This window comes from Bradyrhizobium diazoefficiens (assembly GCF_016612535.1).
In the GTDB taxonomy this organism is placed as follows: domain Bacteria; phylum Pseudomonadota; class Alphaproteobacteria; order Rhizobiales; family Xanthobacteraceae; genus Bradyrhizobium; species Bradyrhizobium diazoefficiens_C.
Map to the genome: position 1 here is coordinate 2,193,166 of NZ_JAENXS010000001.1, position 25,424 is coordinate 2,218,589.

Below are 25,424 nucleotides of genomic sequence, written 5' to 3' on the forward strand. Positions count from 1 at the left end.
GATCAGGCGGACTTCTTGTTGTTCTTGTCGTCGTCGACTTCGGTGAACTCCGCGTCGACGACGTCGTCCTTGGCCGCATCCCTCTTGGCGTCGGCCTCGGCCTGCTGGGTATACATCGCTTCACCGAGCTTCATCGAAGCCTGGGCCAGCGTGTTGGTCTTGGTCTTGATCGCCTCGGCATCGCTGCCCTTCAGCGCTTCCTTGAGATCGCTGACGGCATCCTCGATGGCGCGGCGCTCGGTCTCGGCGACCTTCGAACCGTGCTCGGCGAGCGCCTTCTCGGTGGAATGCACCAGCGCGTCGGCATGGTTCTTGGCATCGACCGCTTCGCGGCGCTGCTTGTCGGCCGCGGCATTGGCCTCGGCGTCCTTGACCATCTTGTCGATGTCGGCTTCCGACAGGCCGCCGGAGGCCTGGATGCGGATCTGCTGCTCCTTGCCCGTGGCCTTGTCCTTGGCCGAGACGTTGACGATGCCGTTGGCGTCGATGTCGAAGGTCACCTCGATCTGCGGCATGCCGCGCGGGGCCGGCGGAATGCCCATCAGATCGAACTGGCCGAGCATCTTGTTGTCGGCCGCCATTTCACGCTCGCCCTGGAAGACGCGGATGGTGACCGCGTTCTGGCTGTCCTCGGCGGTCGAGAACACCTGGCTCTTCTTGGTCGGGATCGTGGTGTTACGGTCGATGATGCGGGTGAACACGCCGCCCAGCGTCTCAATGCCCAGCGACAGCGGGGTCACGTCGAGCAGCAGCACGTCCTTGACGTCGCCCTGGAGCACGCCGGCCTGGATCGCAGCGCCGATCGCCACGACTTCGTCCGGATTGACGCCCTTGTGCGGCTCCTTGCCGAACAGCTGCTTCACGACCTCCTGGACCTTCGGCATGCGCGACATGCCGCCGACCAGAACCACTTCGCCGATCTCGGCGGCGGTGAGGCCGGCATCCTTCAGCGCCTTGCGGCAGGGCTCGACGGTCTTCTGGACGAGGTCGTCGACCAGCGCTTCGAACTTGGCGCGGGTGAGCTTCATCGTCAGATGCTTCGGGCCGGTCTGGTCCGCGGTGATGAAGGGCAGGTTGATCTCGGTCTGCGTCGTCGACGACAGCTCGATCTTGGCCTTTTCAGCGGCTTCCTTCAGGCGCTGCAACGCAAGCTTGTCGTTGCGCAGGTTGATGCCCTGCTCCTTCTGGAATTCGTCGGCCAGATAGCCAACGAGGCGCATGTCGAAATCTTCGCCGCCGAGGAAGGTGTCGCCGTTGGTCGACTTCACCTCGAACACGCCGTCGCCGATTTCGAGAATGGAGATATCGAACGTGCCGCCGCCGAGGTCGTATACGGCGATCGTGCCGGCCTTGGTCTTGTCCAGACCATAGGCCAGCGCAGCCGCGGTCGGCTCGTTGATGATGCGCAGCACTTCAAGGCCCGCGATCTTGCCGGCGTCCTTGGTGGCCTGGCGCTGGGCGTCGTTGAAGTAGGCGGGGACGGTGATGACGGCCTGGTCGACCTTCTGGCCGAGATGGGCTTCCGCGGTCTCTTTCATCTTCTGCAAGATGAACGCCGAGACCTGCGAGGGCGAGTAGGTCTGGCCGTCGGCCTCGACCCAGGCGTCGCCGTTGGAAGCCTTCACGATCTTGTACGGAACGAGCTTCTTGTCCTTCTCGACCATCGGGTCGTCGTAGCGGCGGCCGATCAGGCGCTTCACTGCGAAGAAGGTGCGCTCGGGATTGGTGACGGCCTGGCGCTTGGCAGGCTGGCCGACGAGGCGCTCACCGTCGTCCGTCACGGCGACGATCGAAGGCGTCGTGCGCATGCCTTCGGAATTTTCGATGACTTTGGCGTTCTTGCCATCCATCACGGCGACGCACGAATTCGTGGTGCCGAGGTCGATCCCAATGACCTTTCCCATGGTCCTGTATCCTTGTTTTTGCGGCAGGTTGGCTGGGCCCAGAAGGCACCCGAACCGAAACCCCCTAAGATCAAACATTCGCGATATTGCGATGGTTGACGCTCATATAGGAGGGGGGGTGGGGCCCGCAAGGACCGAACGCAAGTTTCGGCCGTGAAAACATTGGGTTTTGGAAGTTCATATCCGGGCTGAACCGCCCTTGCAGGTGAGGATTCATTAACAGGTTCAGGTCTCAGCCAACCCCGCCGCCGTGACCCGCCCGGCCCTGTTACCGGCGCGCCAAACCCGCTAAAAGGCGGGCGGCCGGTCAGCCGCCGCGAGGCTGCTTCGCGCGACAAAGCGGCCCAGTGGCCAACCATCGAACGGCCTCAATGTGAACCAATCAGAGTGCCCATGAAGCTGACCCGCCCCCTCGCTGCGATCGCCCTCCTCGTTGCCACGGCACTTCCGGCCCTCGCCGCCGACGCCGTCTATCCGCCAGGCTTGCGCCTCGGCATGGTGCCGTTGGTCGGGCTGAACACGGCGAAGACCTTTCCGGGCTTCGAGAGCGAGGACGGCAACGTCAAGGTGCTGATCACCGAGCTGCCGCCGGCCGCCTATGGCGAGGTCGTGAGCGCCTTCAACGCCAATCCGGCCGGCGGCAGCGGCGTCAAGCCGGACAAGATCGAGACGCCGGCGGGCCTCGCCTATTTCACCACCGAGAGCGGCAAGGCCGGCGATACGGCGGTGAAGCGCTATTCGATGATCGTGCCGGGCGCCGGCTTCTCCGGCTATGTCGCGGTGCAGGTCCCCGAGAACGCTTCGAAGATCTACACCGACGAGGCGGTGCGGCAGATGTTTGCGACCGCCGTGACCCGCAGGGAGGTTGCGGTCGACGAGCAGCTCGGGTTGATGCCGTTCAAGATTACCGATCTCGCCAGTTTCAAGGACATCCGAACGCTGGTCCCGGGCGCGAGCATCATCCTGGCCGACGGCAACGAGAGCACAGGCTATGAATCGAAGCCGTTCATGATCCTCGGCCTGATCGGCGCCACCCCGCAGCAGGCCGACGACCGCGCCCGCTTCGCCCAGGAGGCGGCGCTCCAGATCCCCGGCGTCCGCGAATCCCGCGTCACCATGTCCGAGCCGATCCGCATCACCGGCCAGCAGGGTTTTGAGACCCGGATCGACGGCATCAGCGGCAAGGACAAGACCCCGGTGACCGTGGTGCAGTGGATCCGCTTCTCGAGCGGCGGCGCCTCGCTGCGCATCATTGCCAGCGCGCCGCGCGACCAGTGGTCGGACGCCTTCACCCGCTTCCGCGCCGTGCGCGACGGCATCCAGCCCAAAGGCTAACGCGCCCAAGGGCTGGACAGAACCGGCTGCATTTTCGGGCTTCTGTTCGTACACGAACGGAATTAGGCTCCCTCCTCGTGGATCAATCAGAGGGAGACGAACGATGCTGGATCGGCGACAAGTGTTGGCGGCGCTGGGGACCAGCGCTCTCGTAGCCCTCGCTCCCACCGCACTATTCGCGGCGGCCTCCATCAAGCCGGATGACACCTCCGCGCTGCTCGTGATCGACGTGCAGAACTGCTTCCTGCCGGGCGGCAGCCTCGCGGTGAAGGAAGGCGAGCAGGTGGTGCCCGTCATCAACAGAATCGCAAAAGCGTTTGCGAACGTGGTGATGACGCAAGACTGGCACACGGCGGGCCACATCTCGTTCGCGTCGGCGCATTCCGGCAAGAAGCCGTTCGAGACCATCGATCTTCCTTACGGCAAGCAGGTGTTGTGGCCCGACCATTGCGTCCAGGGCACCGACGGCGCCTCGCTCTCCAAGGATCTTTCGATCCCGCAGGCCGAGCTCGTCATCCGCAAGGGCTTTCACAAGGACGTCGACAGCTATTCGGCGTTCCTCGAAGCCGACGGCAAGACCTCGACGGGGCTTGCCGGCTATCTCAGGGGCCGCAAGATCAAGCGCGTGTTCGTGGCGGGTCTGGCGACGGATTTCTGCGTCGCCTGGACGGCGCTCGATGCGCGCAAGGCGGGCTTCGAGGTCTATGTCGTGGAAGACGCCTGCCGCGGCATCGACAATCAGGGCTCGCTCGCCAAGGCCTGGGCCGATATGGCCAAGGCCGGCGTGAAGCGGATCCAATCTGCGGATATCGCGGTGAGCACGTAAGCGGCGCTTACGCCGCTCAGTTCGCCTCGTTGCTGTTCGCCGCAGGCGCGGCCTTCGCGCCGCCCTTGGCGACACCGACCAGCGCCGGGCGCAGCACGCGGTCGCCGATGGTGTAGCCGGCCTGCATGACCTGAACGACGATGCCCGCGGGCACCGACGCATCGGGCACTTCGTACATGGCCTGCTGGAAGTTCGGGTCGAACTTCTGGCCCAGCGGATCGAACTTCTTCACGCCGTGCTTTTCCAGCGCGTTGAGCAGCGCGCGCTCGGTGAGCTCGACGCCCTCGATCAGCGAGGTCATGCCGGGATCCGCCGCGGCGCGGGTCTCGGCCGGAATGGCATCGAGCGCGCGCTGGAGATTGTCGGCGATGTCGAGCACGTCGCGGGCAAAGCCGGTGACGCCGTAGAGCTTGGAGTCAGCGACCTCCTTGGCGGTGCGCTTGCGCAGATTCTCCATCTCGGCCAGCGTCCGCAGCATGCGGTCGCGCGCCTCGGCGACTTCCTTCTGCAACAATTCCACCGAGCCGGGCTCGGGATCGTCGGGCATGATGTAGGGCTTCGACACCACGGGCTCGCCGGCCGCAGCACTCGTGTCTTCGGGTTGCCGGTCTCGATCGGTCATCGGCTCTCTTTTCGAACTGGTCTCGAGGGATTTTTCGTGAGGATTTTCTTGCCCGGATATCGTGCTTCGGGCGCCGAAAATCAAGCGCCCGTGATCGGCTCAAACGCCGGTCAGCCCCCCAGAAGACGGCTGACGATGCGGGCGGCGTAATCCACGGTCGGGATCACACGGGCATAATTCAGCCGCGTCGGCCCGATCACCCCCAAAACACCGACGATCTGGCCGGCGGCGTCCCGATAGGGCGAGATGATGGTGGAGGAGCCCGACAGGGAAAACAGCTTGTTCTCGCTGCCGATGAAGATCCGCACCCCTTCGGCGGTTTCCGCGCGGCCGAGCAGATCGATCACGCCGCGCTTGGTCTCGAGATCGTCGAACAGCAGCCGCACCCGTTCCAGATCCTCCAACGCATGCAGATCCTCGAGCAGATTGGCGTGACCACGCACGATGAGCTGGCGGTCCTCGTTCTCGCCACCGGACCAGCTCGCGATCCCGGCCGAAATCACCTTCTGGGTCAGCTGATCGAGCTCGGCGCGGGCCTCTCCGAGCGCGGTTTCCATCTCGAGCCGCGCCTCGGCGAGCGTCCGGCCGCGAATCCGCGCATTGAGGAAATTGCCGGCTTCGGTGATGGCCGAGGACGGAACCCCCGGCGGCAGCGTCAGCACGCGGTTTTCGACCTGGCCGTCCTCGCCGACCAGGATCACCAGCGCCTTTTCCGGTTCCAGCCGGACGAATTCGATATGCTTCAGCCGCGAATTGGATTTTGGCGTCAGCACCACGGCGGCGGCGCGGGTGAGGCCGGACAGCCGCGTCAGCGCTTCCGACAGCGCCGCCTCGACCGATTGGGCGTGGCCCACCGATGTCAGCTGGCTCTGAATCGACTGCCGCTCGGCGTCATTGAGGTCACCGACCTGCATCAGGGCATCGACGAAGAAACGCAAGCCGAGTTCCGTCGGCAGCCGGCCGGCGGAAGTGTGTGGGGCATAGATCAGGCCGAGTTGTTCCAGATCGGCCATGACGTTGCGGACCGAAGCCGGCGACAACGGCATCGCGATCAGACGCGAGATGTTGCGCGAGCCGACCGGCTCGCCGGTCGCGAGATAACTTTCGACAATTTGACGAAAAATGTCGCGGGAACGCTCGTTGAGCTGGGCGAGGCCTGCGCGCGGCGCGATCAGATGGATCGGATCGTGATGGGCCACAGACGTAACTCCTCTCAGCTGTTTGTAATTTGTCCATCCGGGAGGCCCCTGACAAGCGGGGTTTTGCGGTTGCTCGAAAGTTGGTTGGGGACCGAAAAGCCTTGATGCTCACCCTCACCCCCCCTACAAGCACCGCGAACAGCCTATTCCCTGCGAGTTTTGGAGGATTTCCCATGCGGCCAAGCCGCCGTGCGCCCGACGAATTGCGCCCCGTGACGCTGGAGCGCGGCGTGGTCAAATATGCGGAAGGCTCCTGCCTGGTGAAATTCGGCGACACCCATGTGCTGGTCACCGCCACGCTGGAAGAGCGCCTGCCGCCGTGGCTGAAGGGTCAGGGCCGCGGCTGGGTCACTGCCGAATACGGCATGCTGCCGCGCGCGACCTCGGAGCGCACCCGCCGCGAGGCTTCCGCCGGCAAGCAGAGCGGCCGCACCGTCGAGATCCAGCGCCTGATCGGCCGCTCGCTGCGCACCATCGTCGATCTCGAAGCGCTCGGTGAGCGCCAGATCACGGTCGATTGCGACGTGCTCCAGGCCGACGGCGGCACCCGCACGGCCTCGATCACCGGCGCCTGGGTCGCGCTCGCCGATTGCATCAACTGGATGAAAACGCGCAACATGATCAAGGCCAACGTGATGCGCGACAACGTCGCCGCGATCTCCTGCGGCATCTACAAGCGCACGCCCGTGCTCGACCTCGACTATGCCGAGGATTCCGAGGCCGAGACCGATGCCAATTTCGTCATGACCGGCGATGGCCGCATCATCGAGGTGCAAGGCACTGCGGAACGCGAGCCGTTCACGCAGGACGAGCTTTTGGCGCTGATGGCGCTGGCACGCAAGGGCGTCGCGCGTCTTGTCGACTTGCAGAAACTGGCGGTCGCGTAGTCAATAAGCCATGCACCGCCGAATCACCGGAAAGCTCGTCATCGCAACCCACAATCCCGGCAAGCTCGCCGAGATGCGGGAACTGTTGACGCCTTACGGCATCGAGGCGGTGTCGGCCGGCGAGCTCGGCCTGGGCGAGCCCGACGAGACTGGCAATGATTTCCGCAGCAACGCCGCGATCAAGGCGATCGCGGCGGCGCAGGCGACCAAGCTGCCCGCTTTCGCCGACGATTCCGGCATCGTGGTCGACGCGCTCGACGGCGCGCCCGGCATTTTCTCCGCACGCTGGGCCGGACCTTCCAAAGATTTCACTGCCGCGATGGCGCAGATTGAACGCCTGTTGCAGGAGCGCGGCGCCACCACGCCGGACAAGCGCAAGGCGCATTTCGTCTCCGCGCTCTGCGTCGCCTGGCCCGACAATCACCTCGAAGAGGTCGAGGCGCGCGTCGACGGCACGCTGGTCTGGCCGCCGCGCGGCACCGCCGGCTTCGGCTACGATCCGATGTTTTTGCCGGACGGACACGATCGCACTTTCGGCGAGATGACCAGCATCGAGAAGCACGGCCTGCCGCCGCTCGGCCTCGGCCTGTCGCATCGTGCCCGCGCCTTCGTGAAACTGGCGGAGATCTGCCTTGAACCGCGCTAAGGAAGCCTTCGGCGTCTACGTGCACTGGCCGTTCTGCCTGTCCAAGTGCCCCTATTGCGACTTCAACAGCCACGTTCGCCACGCCGCCATCGACGAGGCGCGCTTTGCCGCCGCTTTCGCCCGCGAGATCGCAACCACGGCCGAGCGCTCGTCCGGCCGCGAGGTCACCTCGATCTTCCTCGGCGGCGGCACGCCGTCGCTGATGCAGCCTGCGACGGTCGGTGCGGTGCTCGATGCGATCGGCACGCACTGGAACGTTGCCACCGACGTCGAAGTGACGCTGGAGGCAAACCCGACCAGCGTCGAAGCAACACGTTTTGCCGGCTATCGCGCCGCCGGCGTCAACCGCGTCTCACTGGGCGTGCAGGCGCTCGACGATGCCTCGCTGAAAGCGCTGGGCCGCATGCACAGCGCGCGCGAGGCGCTCGATGCAGTGGCGATCGCGCGCCGCTCGTTCGACCGTTATTCGTTCGATCTGATCTACGCCCGTCCCGACCAGACGCCGGCGATGTGGGCCGATGAGCTGCGTCTCGCGATCGGTGAAGCCGCCGAGCATCTGTCGCTCTATCAATTGACGATCGAAGAAGGCACGCCGTTCTTCGGCCTGCACCAGGCCGGCAAATTGAAGACGCCGGACGAAGCGGTCGCGCGCGCGCTCTACGATGTCACGCAGGAGACTTGCGACAAGCTCGGCCTGCCGGCTTACGAGATTTCCAACCACGCACAGCGCGGTGCCGAGTGCCGGCACAATCTGGTCTATTGGCGCGGCGACGAGTATGCTGGCATCGGTCCCGGCGCGCATGGCCGCCTCGATATCGATGGCATCCGCCACGCCACCGCCACCGAGAAACGCCCCGAAGCCTGGCTGATGCGGGTCGAGACGAACGGCGACGGCGTCGTCACCGACGATCTCCTCAACAGCGAAGAGCGCGCCGACGAATTTCTGCTGATGGGATTGCGCCTCGCCGAAGGCATCGACCCCGAGCGCTACACCGCGCTGTCGGGCCGCCCGCTCGATCCCAAGCGCATCGCGCTGCTGCGCGAGGAAGGCGCCATCACCGTCGATCCGACGGGACGCCTGCGCGTGACGAGCAGCGGATTTCCGGTGCTGGATGCGGTGGTCGCAGATCTCGCGGCGTAACGAGATCCCGTAGCCCGGATGGAGCGCAGCGCAATCCGGGGCGATCTGGCCGCGGAGACAGAACCCGGATTGCGCTGCGCTCCATCCGGGCTACGAAACCATCACGCCCCAAAGCTCTTCGGCGAGCCCGCGACTGCCACGCCACCACCCGTCGTCACCTTCATCACCGCCAGCCCGCGTTCATTGGTGCCGTCGGCGCGGAAGCGGAACAGGCCGTCGATGCCGGCAAAACCTGAGGGGTTGGTGAGCACGTCGGCCGAGAAGCGCGTGGTGCCTTGCGTGCGCGCGAGCGCTGCGACCAGCGCGACCGCGTCATAAGCGAGCGTTGCGGTGCGGATCGGCTCGGCGCCGAATTTGGTGCGGTAGCGGCCGGAGAAGGCGCGGAAGCCGGCCGGGTCCGGCGCGGCATAGAGGCCACCTTGCAACGCGGGACTGGCATAGACGCGCGGACTGTCCCAGAGACCCGTGCCGAGCAATTGGATGTTGCGCAAATTTGCGCCCGCCGCGGTCATCGCATCCGCCACTGTGACGACGGCATCGCCGTCATCGGCAATGAACAGCGCATCCGCGCTGCCGAGCTGCTGCGCCACGGTCCGCGCCGGGGTCGCGCGATCGGCGCCGTATTTTTCGAACGCCACGATGCGGCCGCCACGCCGCGGCACCGCGGCCTTCACTGCGGCCTCGACCACATTGCCGTAGGCATTGTCCGGCACCAGCACGGCGAACGAGCGCTTTCCGATGCTGGTGGAATATTCGACGATGCGGTTGACGTCGGACTCCGGCAGGAAGCTCAGCAGATAGACGCCGCGGCCGGCGATGCTCGAATCGGTCGAGAACGCGATCACCGAGATGCCGCGCGCACGCGCGACCTGCGCCACCGCCGGCACCGACTGCGCGAACAACGGCCCCAGGATGATCTCGGCGCCTTCGTCGACCGCCTGCTGCGCGCCCGCTTGCGCGCCCTGCGGGCTGCCATTGTCGTCCTTGATCAGAAGCTGGATGTTCGGGTTCTGGAACTCGGCCAGCGCCATTTCGGCGGCGTTGCGCATGGATTGCGCGGCGAGCCCCGCATTGCCGGCGGCCGAGAGCGGCAGGATCACGGCAACCTTCACGCCGCCGGTTCCGGCGGTCGTGGCCTGTTGCGGCGGACCGGCCGGCTGGGTGGGCGGCGGCGAGGAGCTCGAGAACGGACTGGAAAACTGGCTGAGGCTCTGCTGCACGCCGGCGCAGGCCGACAGCAGCGGCGCACCGAGCAGCAGGCCAAGCGCACTCCGCCGGGTCGCCCCCGACAATCGGGGTCCCTGAACGGGAGACTTCAATTCACGCGGGCCCACCATGGCAGCTCTTCTTCTGACCGTCCGTCGCCGACCGATCACAGCAAATCTTGCCGCGATAGAAGCCGCGGATTCAGGCATATTGTCGGCAAATAGTTAACCAAAACAAAAGGATAATGACCGCTTAACGCGGTCGCCCTTCAACTTCTGGCTAGCTGTCCGCCGTCCGTCACGAAAGCATCAAGGCGGTGTTTCCGCCGCGAATATGGCGCCGACCGTTCATTCCCTCGGGAATGTGATGCCGGATGGATCACATTCCAGTCCTTCCTCGCCCAAGTCTCGGTATCAAGTCTCGGTTTCAAGTCTCAGTATCTCGCCCCGGCACGATCTTTTTCGGGAGACCGGTTCCCAGCCCCAGGGATCATGCCTAAGTTCATCTTATTATGCGCGCAAAGCCGGCCCCGATAAATACGACTGAAGCTACGGACACCGCCGCGCGCGGCTTTTCCATCGACGCCCACCGGCTCGCCGCGCCGAAGGTGGCGCCGGGCCTCTATCTCGTGGCGACCCCCATCGGCAATCTCGGCGACATCACGCTGCGCGCGCTGCAGACGCTGGCCGGGGTCGACTTCATCGCCTGCGAAGACACCCGCATCACGCGGCGGCTGACCGAGCGTTACGACATCTCGGCGCAGCTCAAGCAATATCACGAGCACAATGCCGAGGCCGCGCGGCCAAAAATCCTCGAGCGGCTTTCGCAGGGCGGCTCGATTGCGCTGGTGTCGGATGCGGGCACGCCGCTGATCTCCGATCCCGGTTACAAGCTGGTACGCGAGGTCTGCGCCGCCGGCCACGCGGTCTACGCGTTGCCTGGTCCGTCCGCGGTGCTGGCGGCGTTATCGGTCGCGGCGCTGCCGACCGACCGCTTCTTCTTCGAAGGTTTTCTGCCGGCGAAATCCGCAGCGCGGCGGTCGCGCCTCACGGAGCTTGCCCGCATCGATGCGACGTTGGTGATGTTCGACTCCGGCAACCGCGTGCAGGATACGCTCGCCGAGCTCGCCGAGATCATGGGCACGCGCGAAGCCGCGATTTGCCGCGAGCTGACCAAATTGCATGAGCAAATCACCCGCGCGCCGCTGACCGAGCTGGCGCGCGCCGCCGACACGCTGGAGACGCGCGGCGAATTCGTGCTGGTGATCGCTCCGCCCGCGGCTGACGCCGAGGTGATGAATTCGGATGCACTCGACGCGCTCCTGCGCGACCAGCTCGCAACACACAGCGTCAAGGACGCGGTCGCGCACGCCGTCGAACTCTCGGGGCGGCCCCGCCGCGAGGTGTATGCCCGCGCGCTCGAGCTCGCCAAGAACCTGCCGAAGGATTTGCGGGGCGGCGATGGCGAAGACTGAGGGCCCCCAAGAATCGAAACACGAGCCCAAACAGGAATCGAAAGTGGCCGCGCCCGAGCGCCTCGCCGCGTTCCGCACCGGCATCTCGGCCGAGAGCCGGGCCGCGGCCTTCCTCATGGCCAAGGGCTACCGCATCCTCGCCAAGCGCTACCGCACGCCGCACGGCGAGATCGACATCGTCGCGCGCCGCCGCAGCCTGATCGCCTTCGTCGAGGTCAAGGCCCGTGCCAGCCTCGATGAGGCCGCCTATGCGGTGACGCCGCGCCAGCAGCAGCGCATCATCGATGCCGCGCGGGGCTGGCTCGTGGCGCATCCCGAGCATGCAGAATTCGAACTGCGATTCGACGCCATGCTGATTGCGCCGCGGTCACTTCCGCGCCATGTGTTGGCGGCATTCGACGCCTCGACCTGAAAGGCAGACCATGAAACTGAACGTCGCCGTCCAGATGGACCCCATCGCCCGCATCAACGTCAAGGGCGATTCCACCTTTGCGCTGCTCCTGGAGGCGCAGAAGCGCGGCCACGGCCTGTCCTATTACACGCCCGACAAGCTGTCGATGGTCGGCGAGGAGATCGTGGCTCCCGTTCAGCTCCTCACTGTGCGCGACGAGCCCGGCGATCACTTCACTCTCGGCGAACCCAAGCGCGAGGCGCTGAACGGCTTTGACGTGGTGCTGCTGCGCCAGGATCCGCCGTTCGACCTCGCCTACATCACCTCCACGCATTTGCTCGAGCGCATTCACCCGAAGACGCTGGTCGTCAACGATCCCGCCTCCGTGCGCAACGCGCCGGAAAAACTCTTCGTGATGAACTTTCCGCAGCTGATGCCGCCGACGCTGATCTCGCGCGACCTCGACGAGATCAACGCCTTCCGCGACAAGTACGGCGCCGTGGTGATGAAGCCGCTGCACGGCTACGGTGGCGCCGCGGTGTTCCGCGTGATGCCGCAGGACATGAATTTCGGCTCACTGTTCGACATGTTCTCGGTCACCTTCAAAGAGGCCTGGGTGATCCAGCAGTTCATCCCCGAGGTGAAGCTCGGCGACAAGCGCATCATCCTGGTCAATGGCGAATTCGCCGGTGCGGTGAACCGCGTGCCGGCCGCCGACGATCTCCGCTCCAACATGGTGCGCGGCGGCGCGGCGAAGGAGACCGAGCTCACCCCGCGCGAGCGCGAGATCTGCGCTACCGTCGGCCCGGCGCTACGCGAGCGCGGCCTGCTGTTCGTCGGCATCGACGTCATCAACGGCAATCTCACCGAGATCAACGTGACCTCGCCCACCGGCATCCGCGCCATCGCGCGGCTCGGCGGGCCCGACGTCGCGGCGAAGATCTGGGACGTGATCGAGCAGAAGCGGGCGAAGTAAGCGCCCGTCGCTTCGCTTCTCGGGCTACGGACATCAACGGACACACTGCGCGTCCGTCGCTAACCACCCATTCACCATGACGCCCCGCGCCTCATGCGAACGTGGGAGCGCGAGAGCGCGCTTGCGTGATTCTACGGGGCCGTGGCCTGCCGAATAACGCGGCATTCACCATCTGGCCAAAACTCGCCGCGTCACGGACCATCACACTCGGCCTCGCAACACCCCTTATACTTTTACTCCCTACTCATCGATGCGGGGGAACCCGCCACGTGCGGTTCGAGTGCCCCGCGTAAGAGTAGAAGCGTATGAACACCGCACGCATTGTCGTTCTCGTCGTTGCGCTGGGCGCCGGCGGCGTCGCCGCGTATCTGGCGAGCGGCTACGACAACAAGCCCGCACCCGCTCTCCCGGTGGCCGAAAAGCTGCCGACGGTCGAGGTGCTCGTCGCCAAATCCGACATCCAGCTCGGCCAGGCCGTCAAGGCCGAGGATTTGCAATGGCAGACCTGGCCGTCAGCGACCGCCAGCAGCGCCTTCATCCGCCGCGACAGCAGGCCCGACGCTCAGACCCAGATCGCCGGCTCCATCGCACGCGTGCCGTTGATGCAGGGCGAGCCGATCCGCGAGCAGAAGCTGGTGAGAGCCGACGGCTCCGGCTTCATGGCCGCGATCCTGCCGTCGGGCATGCGGGCCGTGTCCACCGAGATTTCCGCCGAGACCGGCGCCGGCGGCTTTATCCTGCCGAACGACCGCGTCGACATCGTGCTGACGCGCCGGCTGAAGAATCCCGACACCAACGGACCGACCGGCGGCAATGACCTGATCCTGTCGGAGGTCGTCCTCACCAACATCCGCGTCCTCGCGATCGACCAGGCGCCGAAGGAAAAGGACGGCCAGACCACCGTGCTCGGCAAGACGGTCACGCTCGAGCTCAAGCCCGACCAGGTGGCCACATTATCGGCGTCCCGCCAGGGCGGCACCCTGTCGCTGGCGCTGCGGAGCATCGCCGATGCCAACGCGTCGGAGATTCCGGTCGAAGACCAAACCAAGCGTCCCGGCGGCGTCAACGTGATCCGCTACGGCGTGCAGACGCGACAAATGACGTCACAGAAGTGATGGGGACATCATGAATTACGGGGAATATCGGATGGGCCTGCGCATTCGGGGGAAGCGCGCTGGCTCGTTCTGGGCAGGGGCAATGCTGATGCTGGGGCTGCTCGCAGCCCCGGATTGGGTTCGCGCTGCAGATGCGCCGGTCGGAGACCAGGCACCGTTACAGGCGCCGGACCTCGGCGTGACGCCGGTCGCGACCATCGCGCCGGCGCGGACGCGTTCGCTGTCGCTCGGTATCGGCAAGTCGGTCGTCATCGACCTGCCGCGCGAGGTCAAGGACGTGCTGGTGGCCGATCCCAAGATCGCCAATGCGGTGATCCGCTCGGCACAGCGCGCCTATATCATCGGCGGCCAGGTCGGCCAGACCAACGTCGTGTTCTTCTCCGCCGACGGCCAGCAGGTTGCCTCCTACGACATCGCGGTGAAGCGCGACCTCAACGGCATACGCACGGCGCTGCGCCAGTCGCTGCCGGGCGTACAGATCGAGGGCGTCGGCGATAGCGTAATGCTGACCGGCTCGGTGTCGAGCCCGGTCGAGGCCCAGCAGGCCGGCGACGTCGCCGCGAAACTCGTCGGGGGCGCAGACAAGGTCGTCAACAACATCGTCGTGCGCGGCCGCGACCAGGTGATGCTGAAGGTCGTCGTCGGCGAAGTGCGTCGCGACATCGTCAAGCAACTGGGCGTCGATCTCAGCGCCAGCCTGAATGCCGGCACCGCGGTGGTGAATTTCAACAATTCCAACCCGTTCTCGGCCAGCGGCGGACCGCTGGTCAGCGGCAACGGGCTCGGCGTCACCGGCCTCGCCAAGGGTGTCGCCACCGTCAACGCCACGATGCGCGCGATGGAAAGCGCGGGCGTGATGCGGACTCTGGCCGAGCCGAGCCTGACGGCGATCTCGGGTGAATCGGCGACCTTCATCGCGGGCGGTGAATTTCCGATTCCCGGTGGCTATTCCTGCGATCCGACCACGCATGTCTGTACCACCCAGATTACCTACAAGAAGTTCGGCATCTCGTTGAACTTCACCCCGGTCGTGCTCAGCGAGGGCCGGATCAGCCTGCGCGTGATGACCGAGGTCTCGGAGCTGTCGAGCCAGAACTCCATCACGGTGTCGCAGGCGCTGTCCTCGAGCTCGACCAACTCCATCACCATCCCTTCGGTCCAGACCCGTCGCGCCGAGACCACGCTGGAAATCCCGTCGGGTGGTTCGATGGCGATGGCCGGTCTGATCCAGCAGCAGACCAAGCAGGCCGTCAACGGCCTGCCCGGCATCGATCAGGTGCCGATCCTCGGCGCCCTCTTCCGCAGCCAGGACTTCGTCAACAACGAGACCGAACTGATGGTGATCGTGACCCCCTATGTGGTGCGCGCGGTCGCCCAGAAGGAATTGTCGCGGCCCGATGACGGCTTCGCGCCGTCCTCGGATGCGCAGTCGGCGCTGCTCGGACGCATGAACCGCCTTTATGGCATCGCGCGCCGCATCGATCCGATCGAGGACAATCGCGGCGATTTCGGCTTCATCATCGACTGAGACGAACGGTTTGGGGACCGGGCAAGAAACAAGGCAAGACACGGGGCAAGAGGGGACCAGGCGATGACGAAGACATCATCCGATCGACGCCGCAACCTGCGCATTGCGCTCGCACTGACGGGGCTCTCCGTCATGCTGGGAGCCTGCAACACCACGGGCGACGTCGTCACCACCCAGACGGTGCCGACCGACTATCGCCTGCGCCACCCGATCGCGGTGCAGGAAGCCAAGCGCTCGATCGTGATCTTCGTCGGGAAGGCGAGAGGCGGCCTCTCGACCGCGCAGCACGCGGACGTCATGGGCATTGCCCAGGACTGGGTGCGCGAAGGCACCGGCGCCGTCGTCGTCGACGTACCTATCGACACCGCGAATTCGCGCGCGGCGGCTGCGACCTATCACGAAATCCGCGCCGTGCTCGGTAGCGGCGGCGTGCCGTCGCGCGCCATCGTCCAGAATCCCTATCGTCCCGAGGATCCCGCCCTGCTGCCGACCATCCGGCTGAGCTATTCTAGGATTGCCGCGGTCGCAGGCCCCTGCGGACTGTGGCCCGAGGACGTAGGCCCGTCCATCCTCGACCCCGGCTACAACGAGAACCGGCCCTACTTCAATCTCGGCTGCGCCACCCAGCGCAATCTTGCCGCAATGATCGACAACCCCGCCGACCTCGAGCAGCCGCGCGCGGAGACGCCGGCCTATACCGCGCGGCGCGACATCGCCTTCGAACGCTACCGCAAGGGTATCACGACGGCGACCACCTATCCCGAGGCTGAAAAGGCCAAACTCAGCGATACAGGCAAATGACGGGCATCCACCACGAAGAAGCGGACGATCCGCAGCACCCCGACGAACACATTGCACCGGTTCCCCGTATCTCGGTGCAGGCCTTTTGCGAGACCGAGCAGACGCTCGCCGCGATGACTGCGGCCGGCCAGGACCGCCGTCTCGCCAAGGCGCATCTCACCGCAAAGGAAGGCGGTCTCGCCGCGGCGATCGAAGTCTATGACACGATGCCGACGCCCAACGTCATCGTGATCGAATCCGATGGCACGCGCGACATCCTCGAAGGGCTCGACGACCTCGCCGGCGTCTGTGATCCCGGCACCCGCGTGGTCGTGATCGGCAATCCCAACGACACCGCGCCCTATCGCGAGCTGGTGCGCCGCGGCGTCAACGATTACGTGGTCGGACCGGTCGAGACCATCGATGTCGTGCGCTCGATCTGCAGCCTGTTCTCGGCCTCCGAGGCCGTCATCACCGGCCGTGTCATCGCGGTGGTCGGCGCCAAGGGCGGCGTCGGCGCCTCCACCGTCGCGCACAATTTGGCCTGGACCATCGCGCGCGATCTCGCACTCGATTCCGTGGTGATCGATCTCGACCTCGCCTTCGGCACCGCCGGCCTCGACTACAACCAGGACCCAGCGCAGGGCATCGCCAACGCGGTGCTGTCGCAGGACCGGCCGGACACGGCGCTGATGGAGCGCCTGCTGGCCAAATGCACCGAGCGCCTCAGCCTCCTTGCTGCACCCGCTTCCCTCGACCGCGTCTATGATTTCGGCGCCGAAGCGTTCGACGCGATCTTCGATACGCTGCGCATGACCACGCCCTGCATCGTGCTCGACGTGCCCCACCAATGGTCGGCCTGGACCAAGCGCGCGCTGGTCAACGCCGACGACATCGTGATCGTGGCCGAGCCCGATCTCGCGAACCTGCGCAACACCAAGAACATGCTGACCGTGCTCAAGACGGCGCGGCCGAACGACCGGCCGCCGCTCTACTGCATCAACCAGGTCGGCATGCACAAGCGGGCCGAGATCGACGTCAAGTCGTTCGCCAAGACGATGGAAAGCCAACCGCTCGCGGTGATTCCGTTCGATTCGAAGCTGTTCTCGACCGCGGCGAACAATGGCCAGATGATCGCGGAAGTCTCCAAGAGCCACCGCACCACCGAGCTGTTCCAGAACATGGCGAACCGCATCGCCGGGCGCGGCGAGGTGAAGAAGCCGAAGCGTTCGCTGCTCGGCCCGCTCCTGAAGAAGCTGAAGGGCAGGACGGGACGCGGATCGGCTCCGCATCGCAAGGCGTCCTAAGCGCGAGAGCGTTTTCGAGCCAACAAGAAGCTCGGCAGCGGCGAATTATTTTTCCGCCCGTTGCTGCTGTTTCTTCGACAGCAACTCGCGCAGCGCCGTGACCTTTGCCGCCGCCTGATCCGGCGGCAGATCGGCCTTCACGATGGCCTCGGCCTCCGCCTGCTTGCCTTCCAGTCCGAGCACCAGCGCGAGATTGCCCCGCACGCGCGAATTGGCGGGGTTGCGCTGATAGGCGCGACGCAGGGTTTCTTCGGCCCTCGGCAGATTGTTCTGGAGGGTGTAGGACAGGCCGAGATTGGACAAAACCTGCGGCTCGTCCGGCACGATCTTCAGCGCCGTTGCATAATATTGCTGGGCTTCCTCGTTGCGCCCGAGCTGGTCGAGCGCCGCGCCCTGCGCCGACAGGATGCGCCAGTCGGGATCCTCGGGCGTGTGCGCGCGGCTCAGCACGTCGAAGGCCTGCTGGAAATTGCCGTTGTCGGCGAGCGCGCGGCCGTAACCGGCGAGCAGCGCCTTGTTGCTGGGATGGGTGAGCACGGCCTGCTCCATCACCGCAACCGCCTGGGCGCGCTGGCCGGTCTCGCGCAGCGCCTTGCCGTAGTCGAGCGCGATGTTGGGATCGCTCGGCTTGGCGCGATAGCGTTCGCGTAGGGCGTCCATATCGGGCCTGGCGTCCGCCATGGCGGCAGGTTCCGACTTGCCGCCGACGCCGAGCGCGCCGGTCACGTCCTCCAGGCTCGTGGTCTGGCAGCCACCGAGGACAAGCACCAGCAGTGCGGGAAGCAGCAATCTCGCCGGGGGAGCGACGAGGGACGAACGCTTGGACATACTCTGATCACCGCCGGCGGACTGATTAGAGATGCTTTGCCGATTAACGCTAAATTCCCGTTAAGGAAACGCGCGCTCGTGGCCTAGTCGGTAAACTCAGCACCGAATTCGCAGCCGATGCGCCAGCGCAGGCGGCATTGGCGGGAATAGTCCGGGGCGAAGATGATGGTGAATTGCGGCGGCACCTCAAGATATTCCGCCACGACTTTCACGCCGCCATCCGAGATATCGGTGATCGTGCAGTCCCGCGGCAGCGAGCCCGCACCAAAATGAATCTTGGCGAGCCGGCTGCACACCCGACGTTCGGCTTTCCGGCGATTTGCAAGCATTTGAATTGTTCACCCGTTAGACCACGGCCCATCCCGCAGCCCCAGGAGTAGCGAACATTCGTTGGAATGTGCTGAGGAGAGCCGCTCGCATTCGAGGCGTAGTGTCGGCGCCCTGTTTACGATTGGTTAGGGGGGTCGCGGCACGCCGAATTATGTTCCCGTAATGTTCTTGTCAGAGCGCCAACCGTCTGCTACCCTCGATTGTGCGAGGGGGCAGCATGGTTCAGCGGGTTTCGACAGTCGCCTTTGAGGGGATCGAGGCCCGTGCGGTCGACGTGCAGGTGCAGGTCGCACCGGGCCTGCCGGCGTTCGCCATCGTCGGTCTTCCTGACAAGGCAGTGTCGGAGGCGCGCGAGCGGGTCCGCTCGGCACTGATCGCCTCGGGGCTGGCGCTGCCGGCGCGGCGGATCACCGTCAATCTGGCGCCCGCCGACCTGCCCAAGGAAGGCAGCCATTACGACCTGCCGATCGCGCTCGGGCTGATGGCGGCGATCGGCGCGATTCCGCCGGACGCGCTGACCGGCTTCACTGTTCTTGGCGAGCTCGGCCTCGACGGCTCGATCGCGCCGGTGGCTGGCGTCTTGCCCGCCGCGATCGGCGCCAATGTCCGCGAGGAGGGCTTGATCTGCCCGGCGGCTTGCGGCTCGGAGGCGGCGTGGGCGAGCCCGGACATCCAGATCGTCGCCGCGCACTCGCTGATTCAGATCGCCAACCATTTCAAGGGCACGCAGGTGCTGTCGCGCCCCATCCCGAAGGTGCATGAGGCGGCCACCTCCATGCTCGATTTGCGCGACATCAAGGGCCAGGAGAGCGCCAAGCGGGCGCTGGAGATCGCGGCCGCCGGCGGCCATCATCTGCTGATGATCGGCGCGCCGGGCGCCGGCAAATCGATGCTGGCCGCGCGCCTGCCCTCGATCCTGCCGCCGCTGTCGCCGGGCGAATTGCTCGAAGTCTCGATGATCGCCTCCGTCGCCGGCGAGATCAAAGGCGGCGCGCTGACGTCGCAGCGTCCATTCCGCTGCCCGCATCATTCGGCCAGCATGGCCGCGCTCACCGGCGGCGGCATCCGGGCAAAGCCCGGCGAGATCTCGCTGGCGCATCAGGGCGTGCTGTTCCTCGACGAGCTGCCCGAGTTCGATCCGCGCGTGCTGGATTCGCTGCGTCAGCCCTTGGAGAACGGCGAGGTCTCGGTCTCTCGCGCCAACCATCGCGTGACTTATCCGGCGCGCTTCATGCTGGTCGCGGCGATGAACCCGTGCCGCTGCGGCAATGCGTTCGAGCCGGGCTATGCCTGCAAGCGCGGCCGCATCGACCGCTGCACCTCCGACTATCAGGCACGCATCTCCGGCCCGCTGATGGATCGCATCGATCTGCGCATCGAAGTCCCGGCCGTGACCGCAGCCGATTTGATCCTGCCGCCGCCGGCTGAAGGTTCCGCCGAAGTCGCCGCACGCGTGGCAGCCGCGCGCGATATCCAGCTCGCGCGCTACGCGGATGCGGGCCTGCCGCAGGTCCGCACCAATGCCGAGGCGCCGGCCTCCGTGCTGGAGGAGATCGCCAAGCCGGACGCTCAGGGACAAAAGCTGCTGCGCGATGCCGCCGAGACCATGCGGCTGTCGGCGCGCGGCTATCACCGCGTGCTGCGGGTGGCGCGCACGCTCGCCGACCTCGACGGCGCCGAGAAGATCGGCCGGCTGCATCTCGCCGAGGCGCTGTCCTACCGCGCACTCGCGGAGGATGTGCGCCAGCTGGCCTGATCATTTGCGCGCATCAACCCGGCGGTAACGAGTTTCCTTTACGCTCTGCAAACCATAAGGCCCACGAGTGTCCATACGGGCCCGGCGAGTAGCGTGTCATGTTGCGTTTCAAAGTCCTGGCCTCGGTGGTTCCCCTGTTGGCGGCTGCGGTGTTCGCCCGCAGCGAGATCGGATCGGTCTCGCATCCCTGCATCGCCATCGGCGACACCTCGGTCGAGCTGACATCCCTGTTCTGGACGGCCGGCATCCAGGTCGCCTTCACCGACGATCCCGCGCAGGCGACGGTCCGGGTGCAGATCACCGACGACGCGAACGCTGCGGACTTTGCCGTGGTCGACGACGGCGCCAGCGACGAGCCGGGAGCCTGCGAGGGCAATCCGTCGACACGACTCATCGCGATTTCGGGGCAACCGGGCGGGGACCGTGCGACGATCTATCTCTCCACCGACGGCCCGGCCGACTACCGCATCTATGTGCGCTCGAAGTCCTTTTCGCAAAAGGAAGCCGCAGCGCTGATCGTCGGCGCCCGCGGTGGCCACCGCCATCTCCAGGCCGCCTCGCTCTGAGGCGTTAACACCTCGTCAACCCTGTTTCGAGGCGTCCCTGAAGCCTCAAGCTGTTCGCAAGGTCCGCGAGACATCGTCGCGCACCGCGGTTGCAGGGTTATAAGGGTCGGTGGCGATGGGTCGGACGTTCCGGATCAAGGTACGCATGCGCCGCTTCAGGCGCCGCTATCCGAAAATTGCCTTCGCGATCCGCTCGTTCATGATTTTCTCGGCGACGTTCGGCGGCGCCTATGGCTTCGTCACCGGCAGCCGCTCGGAAAACTCCGGCTACGACCCCAACACCTTTGCGATCGGCGCGAGCGTCCTGTTTGCGCTGGCCTGCCTTGGCCTCGCGACGCTGAGCATGCGGCTGCGCTTCATCGCCAAGCGGCTGCGCACGCTCGCCGCCCATAACGAGGCGCTGATCGACCGCAATTGGGAGCTGAAGGAAGCCGAAGAGCGCGCCCGCAGCCTGTTCGAATCGCAAGGCGATCTGATCGTGCTGCGCGACCATCAGGGCCGCATCACCTTCGCCAACGACGCCTATTGCGCGCTGGCCGGACAGGCGCATAGCGCACTGGTCGGCACCCGCTTTGATTTCGACGTGCTGGAGCAGGGTGATAGCGCGCGCGAGACCAACGGCACACGGATCCATGATCAGAAAATCGCAACGCCTGTGGGGGCGCGCTGGATCGCCTGGCGGGAGGGCTTTGTGCGGCGCGATGCCGGCCAGCCCGCCGAATTGCAGAGCGTCGGACGCGACGTCACCGACCGCACCGAGACCGAGCGTGCGCTGTCGGGCGCGCGCGACCAGGCCGACGCCGCCAACCGCGCCAAATCGCGCTTCCTGGCGATGGCCTCGCACGAGATCCGCACGCCCCTCAACGGCATCATCGGCATGGGCGGCCTCTTGCTCGACACCACGCTGACGCCGGAGCAGACGACTTACGCCCGGGCGGTGAAGACCTCGGGCGAAGCGCTGATGGCGCTGATCGAGGAGCTGCTCGACTATTCCAAGATCGAAGCCGGCAAGCTCGATCTCGATCAGCGTCCCTTTGCGCTCTCGACCCTGATCGAGGAGGTCACCGAGCTCCTGGCGCCGCGTGCGCAGGCCAAGAACCTCGAGATCGCGTCCTATGTCGACGAGCGATTGCCGCTGGAGGTCACGGGCGACGCTGCTCGGCTGCGCCAAGTGCTGCTCAACCTCGCCGGCAACGCCATCAAATTCACCGGAAGCGGCGGCGTCGCGCTGATCGTCGAGCCCGGCATCTGGCCAAACGAGATCAGCTTCCTGGTGCGCGACACCGGCATCGGGATTGCGCCCGAGGCGCAGTCGCGCATTTTCCGCGAGTTCGAGCAGGCCGACGACCGCGTCGCCCGCACCTATGGCGGCACCGGGCTTGGCCTCGCCATCAGCGAGCGCATCGTCAAGCGCATGGGCGGCCGCATCATGCTGGAGAGCGAGCCGGATAAAGGCTCGACCTTCGAAGTCGCGATTCCGCTGGCGCCATCGCAGGGCGGAGCCGGAGCGATGGCCTTTCCGAGTCCGGACCTCAACGGCAAGTCGATCCTCCTGGTCGCCGGCGGCATCGAAGCATCGTTGATCGCACGGCGGTTGGAGCGCTGGGGCGGCCAGACCTGCCTGGTTGCGGATGCGGCGGTGGCCGAAGCGCTGCTGCCGGAGCGACCGTGGCACGCGATGCTGCTCGATCGTGCGCTCGGTTCGGCCATTGTCGATCGCCTGGGCGATGTCGCCCGCGCCCATGCAACGCAGCGCCTCGTGCTGCTCACGCCAAGCTCGCGTCATGACACGCTGTCGCCGGCCTTCACCGGCTTTCTGGTGAAGCCGCTGCGTGCGGCCTCGCTCGCCGCGCGTCTCGCGCTGACGCCGGAGGTTGCCTCGCCCGATCTCGCGCCCGAGCCGGTCGAGCCGGCTACGATGAGAACGCCTGCCAACGGCCTCTCGATCCTCGTCGCCGAGGACAACGAGATCAACGCACTGCTGATGCGATCGCTGCTGACGAAGCTCGGCCACCGTGTCGTCATTGCGGTCCATGGCGAGGCAGCGCTGGAATCCTGGCTCGCGGCCAGCTCGGCCGGCACGCCCTATGATCTGGTTCTGATGGACATCCAGATGCCGCAGCTCGACGGCATCGAAGCCACCAAGCGCATCCGCGCCCACGAGGCCGCCATCAGCGGTCACCACACACCGATCTTGGCGCTCACGGCGAATACGCTGGTGGAAGATCGCTACGCCTGTTTCGAAGCGGGCATGAATGGATTTCTGATCAAGCCACTCGATCGCGAGAAGCTGGACGAGGCGCTGGCGGGATTGGCGGCGGCGCGGCAGCTGGCGGTGTAGCAGCAACCGACGGTGCGTAGGGTGGGTTAGCCGAAGGCGTAACCCACCGCTTTTGCGTCCGCGGAAATGGACGTGGTGGGTTACGATTCGCTAACCCACCCTACGAACCACTACAACCTTCGCAGCGCGACGCTCTCCACCGCGTGATCCGCGCCCTTCTTCAGGATCAGCGTCGCGCGCGGGCGGGTCGGCAAAATGTTGTCCTCGAGATTGGCGAGGTTGGTGCGCTCCCAGATCGCGGTGGCGGTGGCGGTCGCCTCCTCGTCCGACAACAGCGCATAGCGGTTGAAGTAGGATTTCGGGTTGGTGAACGCGGTGTCGCGCAGCGCCAGGAAGCGCTTGATGTACCAGCGCCGCAGTGCCGCCTCGTCGGCGTCGATATAGACGGAGAAGTCGAAGAAGTCGGACACCACAGGCACCGCCTTGCCGTCTCGCGGCAGCTTGCCGGTTTGCAAGACGTTGACGCCCTCGACGATCAAAATGTCGGGCTGGTCAATCTCGGCCCATTCGTTCGGCACAATGTCGTAGGTCAAATGCGAATAGACCGGCGAGCGCACATGGCGGCGGCCAGCCTTGATGTCGGACAGGAAGTTGAGCAGCAGCGGCAGGTCGTAGCTCTCCGGAAAGCCCTTCTTCTGCAAAATGCCTTGCTGCTCGAGCAGGGCCTTCGGGTAAAGAAAACCGTCGGTGGTGATCAGCTCGACCTTCGGCCGCGGCGACCAGCGCGCCAGCAGCGCCTGGAGCACGCGGGCCGTGGTGGATTTTCCGACCGCGACCGAGCCGGCAACGCCGATGATGTATGGGACTTTACGATCGCGGATGTTGAGGAACTGGCGCTCCGCGTAATACAGCCGCTGCATCGCATCGACATAGATCGAGAGCAGTCGGGACAGCGGCAGATAAATGTCCTCGACTTCCTTGAGATCGAGGCGATCGTGCAGCGAGCGCAGCCGGTCGAACTCGCCCGGCTCCAGCGTCATCGGCGTATCGTCACGCAGACGCGCCCATTCTTCGCGCGAATAGACGCGGTATGGATTATATTGCTGCTCGGGTGCGCGGATATCCATGACGCGACCTTCTCCGTTGGGATCGACTAACCCTTACGCGAAGCTTTCTCTTCCAACCCAGACATATTCGTCCGCTTGTCCAGCGCCGCTTCCACCTCTTCCAGCTTCACGCCGCGGGCCTTCAGCAGCACAAGGAAGTGATAGAGCAGGTCAGCACCCTCGGCGATCAGATGATCACGATCGTTTTCGACTGCTGCGATGACGGTTTCGACTGCTTCCTCACCGAACTTCTTGGCGCAATGTTCAGCGCCCTTATCGAGGAGCTTGCGGGTATAGGAGCCCTCGCCACCGGACGCCGCGCGGGCATCGATGGTTGCGGCCAGATCGTGGATCGTGAAACGCGGCATACAAAATACTCGAAACGCCCAGCCGAAAAACCAGTCCTCGCCGGTTGATGTAGCACTTTTATGAACGGGAGTCGTCAGGCATCCAGGCGCATGGGTAGTCCGCGCCGGGCCATATGCTCCTTGGCTTCACGGATGGTGAATTCCCCGAAATGGAAGATCGAGGCGGCCAGCACGGCGGTGGCGCGGCCGTCGCGGATCCCGTCGACGAGGTGGTCGAGATTGCCGACGCCACCCGAGGCGATCACGGGAACGGAAACGCTGTCGGCGATCGCCCGGGTCAGCGGGATGTCAAAGCCCTGCCGCGTGCCGTCACGGTCCATCGAAGTGAGCAGAATTTCGCCAGCGCCGAGCGAGACCACTTCCTGGGCATATTCGATCGCGTCAATACCGGTCGAGTTGCGGCCGCCATGGGTGAAAATCTCCCAGCGCTCGCCGCCGCCCGCGCGCTTGACCCGCTTGGCGTCGATGGCGACCACGACGCATTGCTCACCGAATTTTTCGGCGGCTTCCTTGACGAACTCGCGCCGCGACACCGCGGCGCTGTTGATCGAGACCTTGTCGGCGCCGGCGCGCAGCAGCGTCTTGATGTCGTTGACCTCACGCACGCCGCCACCGACGGTCACCGGCATGAAGCAGGCCTCTGCCGTGCGCCGGACCACATCCAGCATGATGCCGCGATTTTCGTGGGTCGCGGTGATGTCGAGGAAGGTCAGCTCGTCGGCGCCGGCGGCGTCATAGGCGATCGCGGCCTCGACGGGATCGCCGGCATCACGCAAATCGACGAAGTTGACCCCTTTGACGACGCGGCCGTCCTTGACGTCGAGGCAGGGAATCACGCGCACCTTGAACATG

24 protein-coding genes are annotated in these 25,424 nt (G+C 65.5%); 15 read left to right on the top strand and 9 right to left on the bottom strand.

Features of this window, described 5'->3' with window-relative positions:
- Positions 1-2: 2 nt before the first annotated feature.
- Positions 3-1,904: a molecular chaperone DnaK gene (dnaK, locus tag JJE66_RS10305; protein WP_200514165.1), complete on the bottom strand. Its 1,902-nt coding sequence runs from the start codon at positions 1,902-1,904 to the stop codon at positions 3-5.
- Positions 1,905-2,297: 393 nt separating this feature from the next.
- Between dnaK and JJE66_RS10310 the strand changes: the two genes are divergently transcribed.
- Both JJE66_RS10310 and pncA read left to right on the top strand, forming a co-directional pair.
- Positions 2,298-3,239, top strand: coding sequence for a hypothetical protein (locus JJE66_RS10310; protein WP_200514166.1), 942 nt, complete (start codon positions 2,298-2,300; stop codon positions 3,237-3,239).
- Positions 3,240-3,342: 103 nt separating this feature from the next.
- The gene (gene pncA / locus JJE66_RS10315) at positions 3,343-4,065 is read left to right on the top strand and encodes a bifunctional nicotinamidase/pyrazinamidase (protein WP_200514167.1); all 723 of its coding nucleotides are present in this window, start codon (positions 3,343-3,345) and stop codon (positions 4,063-4,065) included.
- A 16-nt stretch (positions 4,066-4,081) separates the two neighbouring features.
- Here pncA and grpE read toward each other — a convergent pair whose 3' ends face one another.
- The gene (grpE, locus tag JJE66_RS10320) at positions 4,082-4,687 is read right to left on the bottom strand and encodes a nucleotide exchange factor GrpE (protein WP_200514168.1); all 606 of its coding nucleotides are present in this window, start codon (positions 4,685-4,687) and stop codon (positions 4,082-4,084) included.
- Between the two features lie 110 nt (positions 4,688-4,797).
- On the bottom strand, positions 4,798-5,886 hold the full coding sequence (gene hrcA, locus JJE66_RS10325; protein WP_200514169.1) for a heat-inducible transcriptional repressor HrcA: 1,089 nt from the start codon (positions 5,884-5,886) through the stop codon (positions 4,798-4,800).
- A gap of 173 nt (positions 5,887-6,059) precedes the next feature.
- On the opposite strand from hrcA, the gene rph reads away from it, so the two are divergent.
- From rph to hemW, 3 genes are read left to right on the top strand one after another with little or no spacing between them, the layout of a single operon-like run.
- Positions 6,060-6,773, top strand: coding sequence for a ribonuclease PH (gene rph, locus JJE66_RS10330; protein ID WP_200514170.1), 714 nt, complete (start codon positions 6,060-6,062; stop codon positions 6,771-6,773).
- 10 nt (positions 6,774-6,783) lie between these two features.
- A complete protein-coding gene (gene rdgB, locus JJE66_RS10335) occupies positions 6,784-7,419 on the top strand; it encodes an RdgB/HAM1 family non-canonical purine NTP pyrophosphatase (protein WP_200514171.1) in 636 nt (211 codons plus the stop codon).
- Entirely contained in the window at positions 7,406-8,560 is a 1,155-nt protein-coding gene (gene hemW, locus JJE66_RS10340; protein WP_200514172.1) for a radical SAM family heme chaperone HemW, read from the top strand. Before rdgB ends, hemW begins: the two co-directional genes overlap by 14 nt.
- 101 nt (positions 8,561-8,661) lie before the next feature.
- Here hemW and JJE66_RS10345 read toward each other — a convergent pair whose 3' ends face one another.
- Complete coding sequence (locus JJE66_RS10345) at positions 8,662-9,897, bottom strand: penicillin-binding protein activator (protein ID WP_200514173.1); 1,236 nt, start codon at positions 9,895-9,897, stop codon at positions 8,662-8,664.
- A 380-nt stretch (positions 9,898-10,277) separates the two neighbouring features.
- Between JJE66_RS10345 and rsmI the strand changes: the two genes are divergently transcribed.
- The 7 genes from rsmI to JJE66_RS10380 all read left to right on the top strand — a co-directional run bounded on the left by rsmI (position 10,278) and on the right by JJE66_RS10380 (position 17,337).
- Complete coding sequence (gene rsmI / locus JJE66_RS10350; RefSeq protein WP_200514174.1) at positions 10,278-11,240, top strand: 16S rRNA (cytidine(1402)-2'-O)-methyltransferase; 963 nt, start codon at positions 10,278-10,280, stop codon at positions 11,238-11,240.
- Positions 11,227-11,652 carry a YraN family protein gene (locus tag JJE66_RS10355; protein WP_200514175.1) on the top strand — a complete coding sequence of 142 codons (426 nt, stop codon included), beginning with the start codon at positions 11,227-11,229 and terminating at the stop codon, positions 11,650-11,652. Before rsmI ends, JJE66_RS10355 begins: the two co-directional genes overlap by 14 nt.
- Before the next feature lie 10 nt (positions 11,653-11,662).
- Positions 11,663-12,607, top strand: a complete 945-nt coding sequence (gshB, locus tag JJE66_RS10360) for a glutathione synthase (protein WP_200514176.1) — start codon at positions 11,663-11,665, stop codon at positions 12,605-12,607.
- 305 nt (positions 12,608-12,912) lie between these two features.
- Positions 12,913-13,722 (top strand): Flp pilus assembly protein CpaB, encoded by an 810-nt coding sequence (gene cpaB, locus JJE66_RS10365; RefSeq protein WP_200514177.1) that lies wholly within the window; start codon positions 12,913-12,915, stop codon positions 13,720-13,722.
- Positions 13,723-13,732: 10 nt separating this feature from the next.
- The gene (locus JJE66_RS10370; protein ID WP_200514178.1) at positions 13,733-15,250 is read left to right on the top strand and encodes a type II and III secretion system protein family protein; all 1,518 of its coding nucleotides are present in this window, start codon (positions 13,733-13,735) and stop codon (positions 15,248-15,250) included.
- Positions 15,251-15,313: 63 nt separating this feature from the next.
- A complete protein-coding gene (locus tag JJE66_RS10375; protein WP_200514179.1) occupies positions 15,314-16,051 on the top strand; it encodes a CpaD family pilus assembly protein in 738 nt (245 codons plus the stop codon).
- Complete coding sequence (locus JJE66_RS10380; protein WP_200514180.1) at positions 16,048-17,337, top strand: AAA family ATPase; 1,290 nt, start codon at positions 16,048-16,050, stop codon at positions 17,335-17,337. Before JJE66_RS10375 ends, JJE66_RS10380 begins: the two co-directional genes overlap by 4 nt.
- A 45-nt stretch (positions 17,338-17,382) precedes the next feature.
- Here the strand turns inward: JJE66_RS10380 and JJE66_RS10385 are convergent, their stop codons facing one another.
- On the bottom strand, positions 17,383-18,165 hold the full coding sequence (locus JJE66_RS10385; RefSeq protein WP_200514181.1) for a tetratricopeptide repeat protein: 783 nt from the start codon (positions 18,163-18,165) through the stop codon (positions 17,383-17,385).
- Between the two features lie 83 nt (positions 18,166-18,248).
- Positions 18,249-18,494 (bottom strand): PilZ domain-containing protein, encoded by a 246-nt coding sequence (locus JJE66_RS10390; RefSeq protein ID WP_200514182.1) that lies wholly within the window; start codon positions 18,492-18,494, stop codon positions 18,249-18,251.
- 218 nt (positions 18,495-18,712) lie between these two features.
- On the opposite strand from JJE66_RS10390, the gene JJE66_RS10395 reads away from it, so the two are divergent.
- From JJE66_RS10395 to JJE66_RS10405, 3 genes are all read left to right on the top strand, one after another.
- On the top strand, positions 18,713-20,251 hold the full coding sequence (locus JJE66_RS10395; protein ID WP_200514183.1) for a YifB family Mg chelatase-like AAA ATPase: 1,539 nt from the start codon (positions 18,713-18,715) through the stop codon (positions 20,249-20,251).
- Between the two features lie 98 nt (positions 20,252-20,349).
- Positions 20,350-20,817, top strand: coding sequence for a hypothetical protein (locus JJE66_RS10400; RefSeq protein WP_200514184.1), 468 nt, complete (start codon positions 20,350-20,352; stop codon positions 20,815-20,817).
- Between the two features lie 115 nt (positions 20,818-20,932).
- On the top strand, positions 20,933-23,158 hold the full coding sequence (locus JJE66_RS10405; RefSeq protein WP_200514185.1) for an ATP-binding protein: 2,226 nt from the start codon (positions 20,933-20,935) through the stop codon (positions 23,156-23,158).
- A gap of 110 nt (positions 23,159-23,268) precedes the next feature.
- On the opposite strand, the gene coaA is transcribed toward JJE66_RS10405, so the two are convergent.
- The 3 genes from coaA to hisF form a co-directional block, all read right to left on the bottom strand.
- The gene (gene coaA / locus JJE66_RS10410) at positions 23,269-24,225 is read right to left on the bottom strand and encodes a type I pantothenate kinase (protein WP_200514186.1); all 957 of its coding nucleotides are present in this window, start codon (positions 24,223-24,225) and stop codon (positions 23,269-23,271) included.
- A 26-nt stretch (positions 24,226-24,251) separates the two neighbouring features.
- Positions 24,252-24,572 (bottom strand): phosphoribosyl-ATP diphosphatase, encoded by a 321-nt coding sequence (locus JJE66_RS10415; RefSeq protein WP_200514187.1) that lies wholly within the window; start codon positions 24,570-24,572, stop codon positions 24,252-24,254.
- Positions 24,573-24,646: 74 nt separating this feature from the next.
- Positions 24,647-25,423: an imidazole glycerol phosphate synthase subunit HisF gene (gene hisF / locus JJE66_RS10420; RefSeq protein ID WP_200514188.1), complete on the bottom strand. Its 777-nt coding sequence runs from the start codon at positions 25,421-25,423 to the stop codon at positions 24,647-24,649.
- Between the last annotated feature and the right edge of the window lies 1 nt (position 25,424).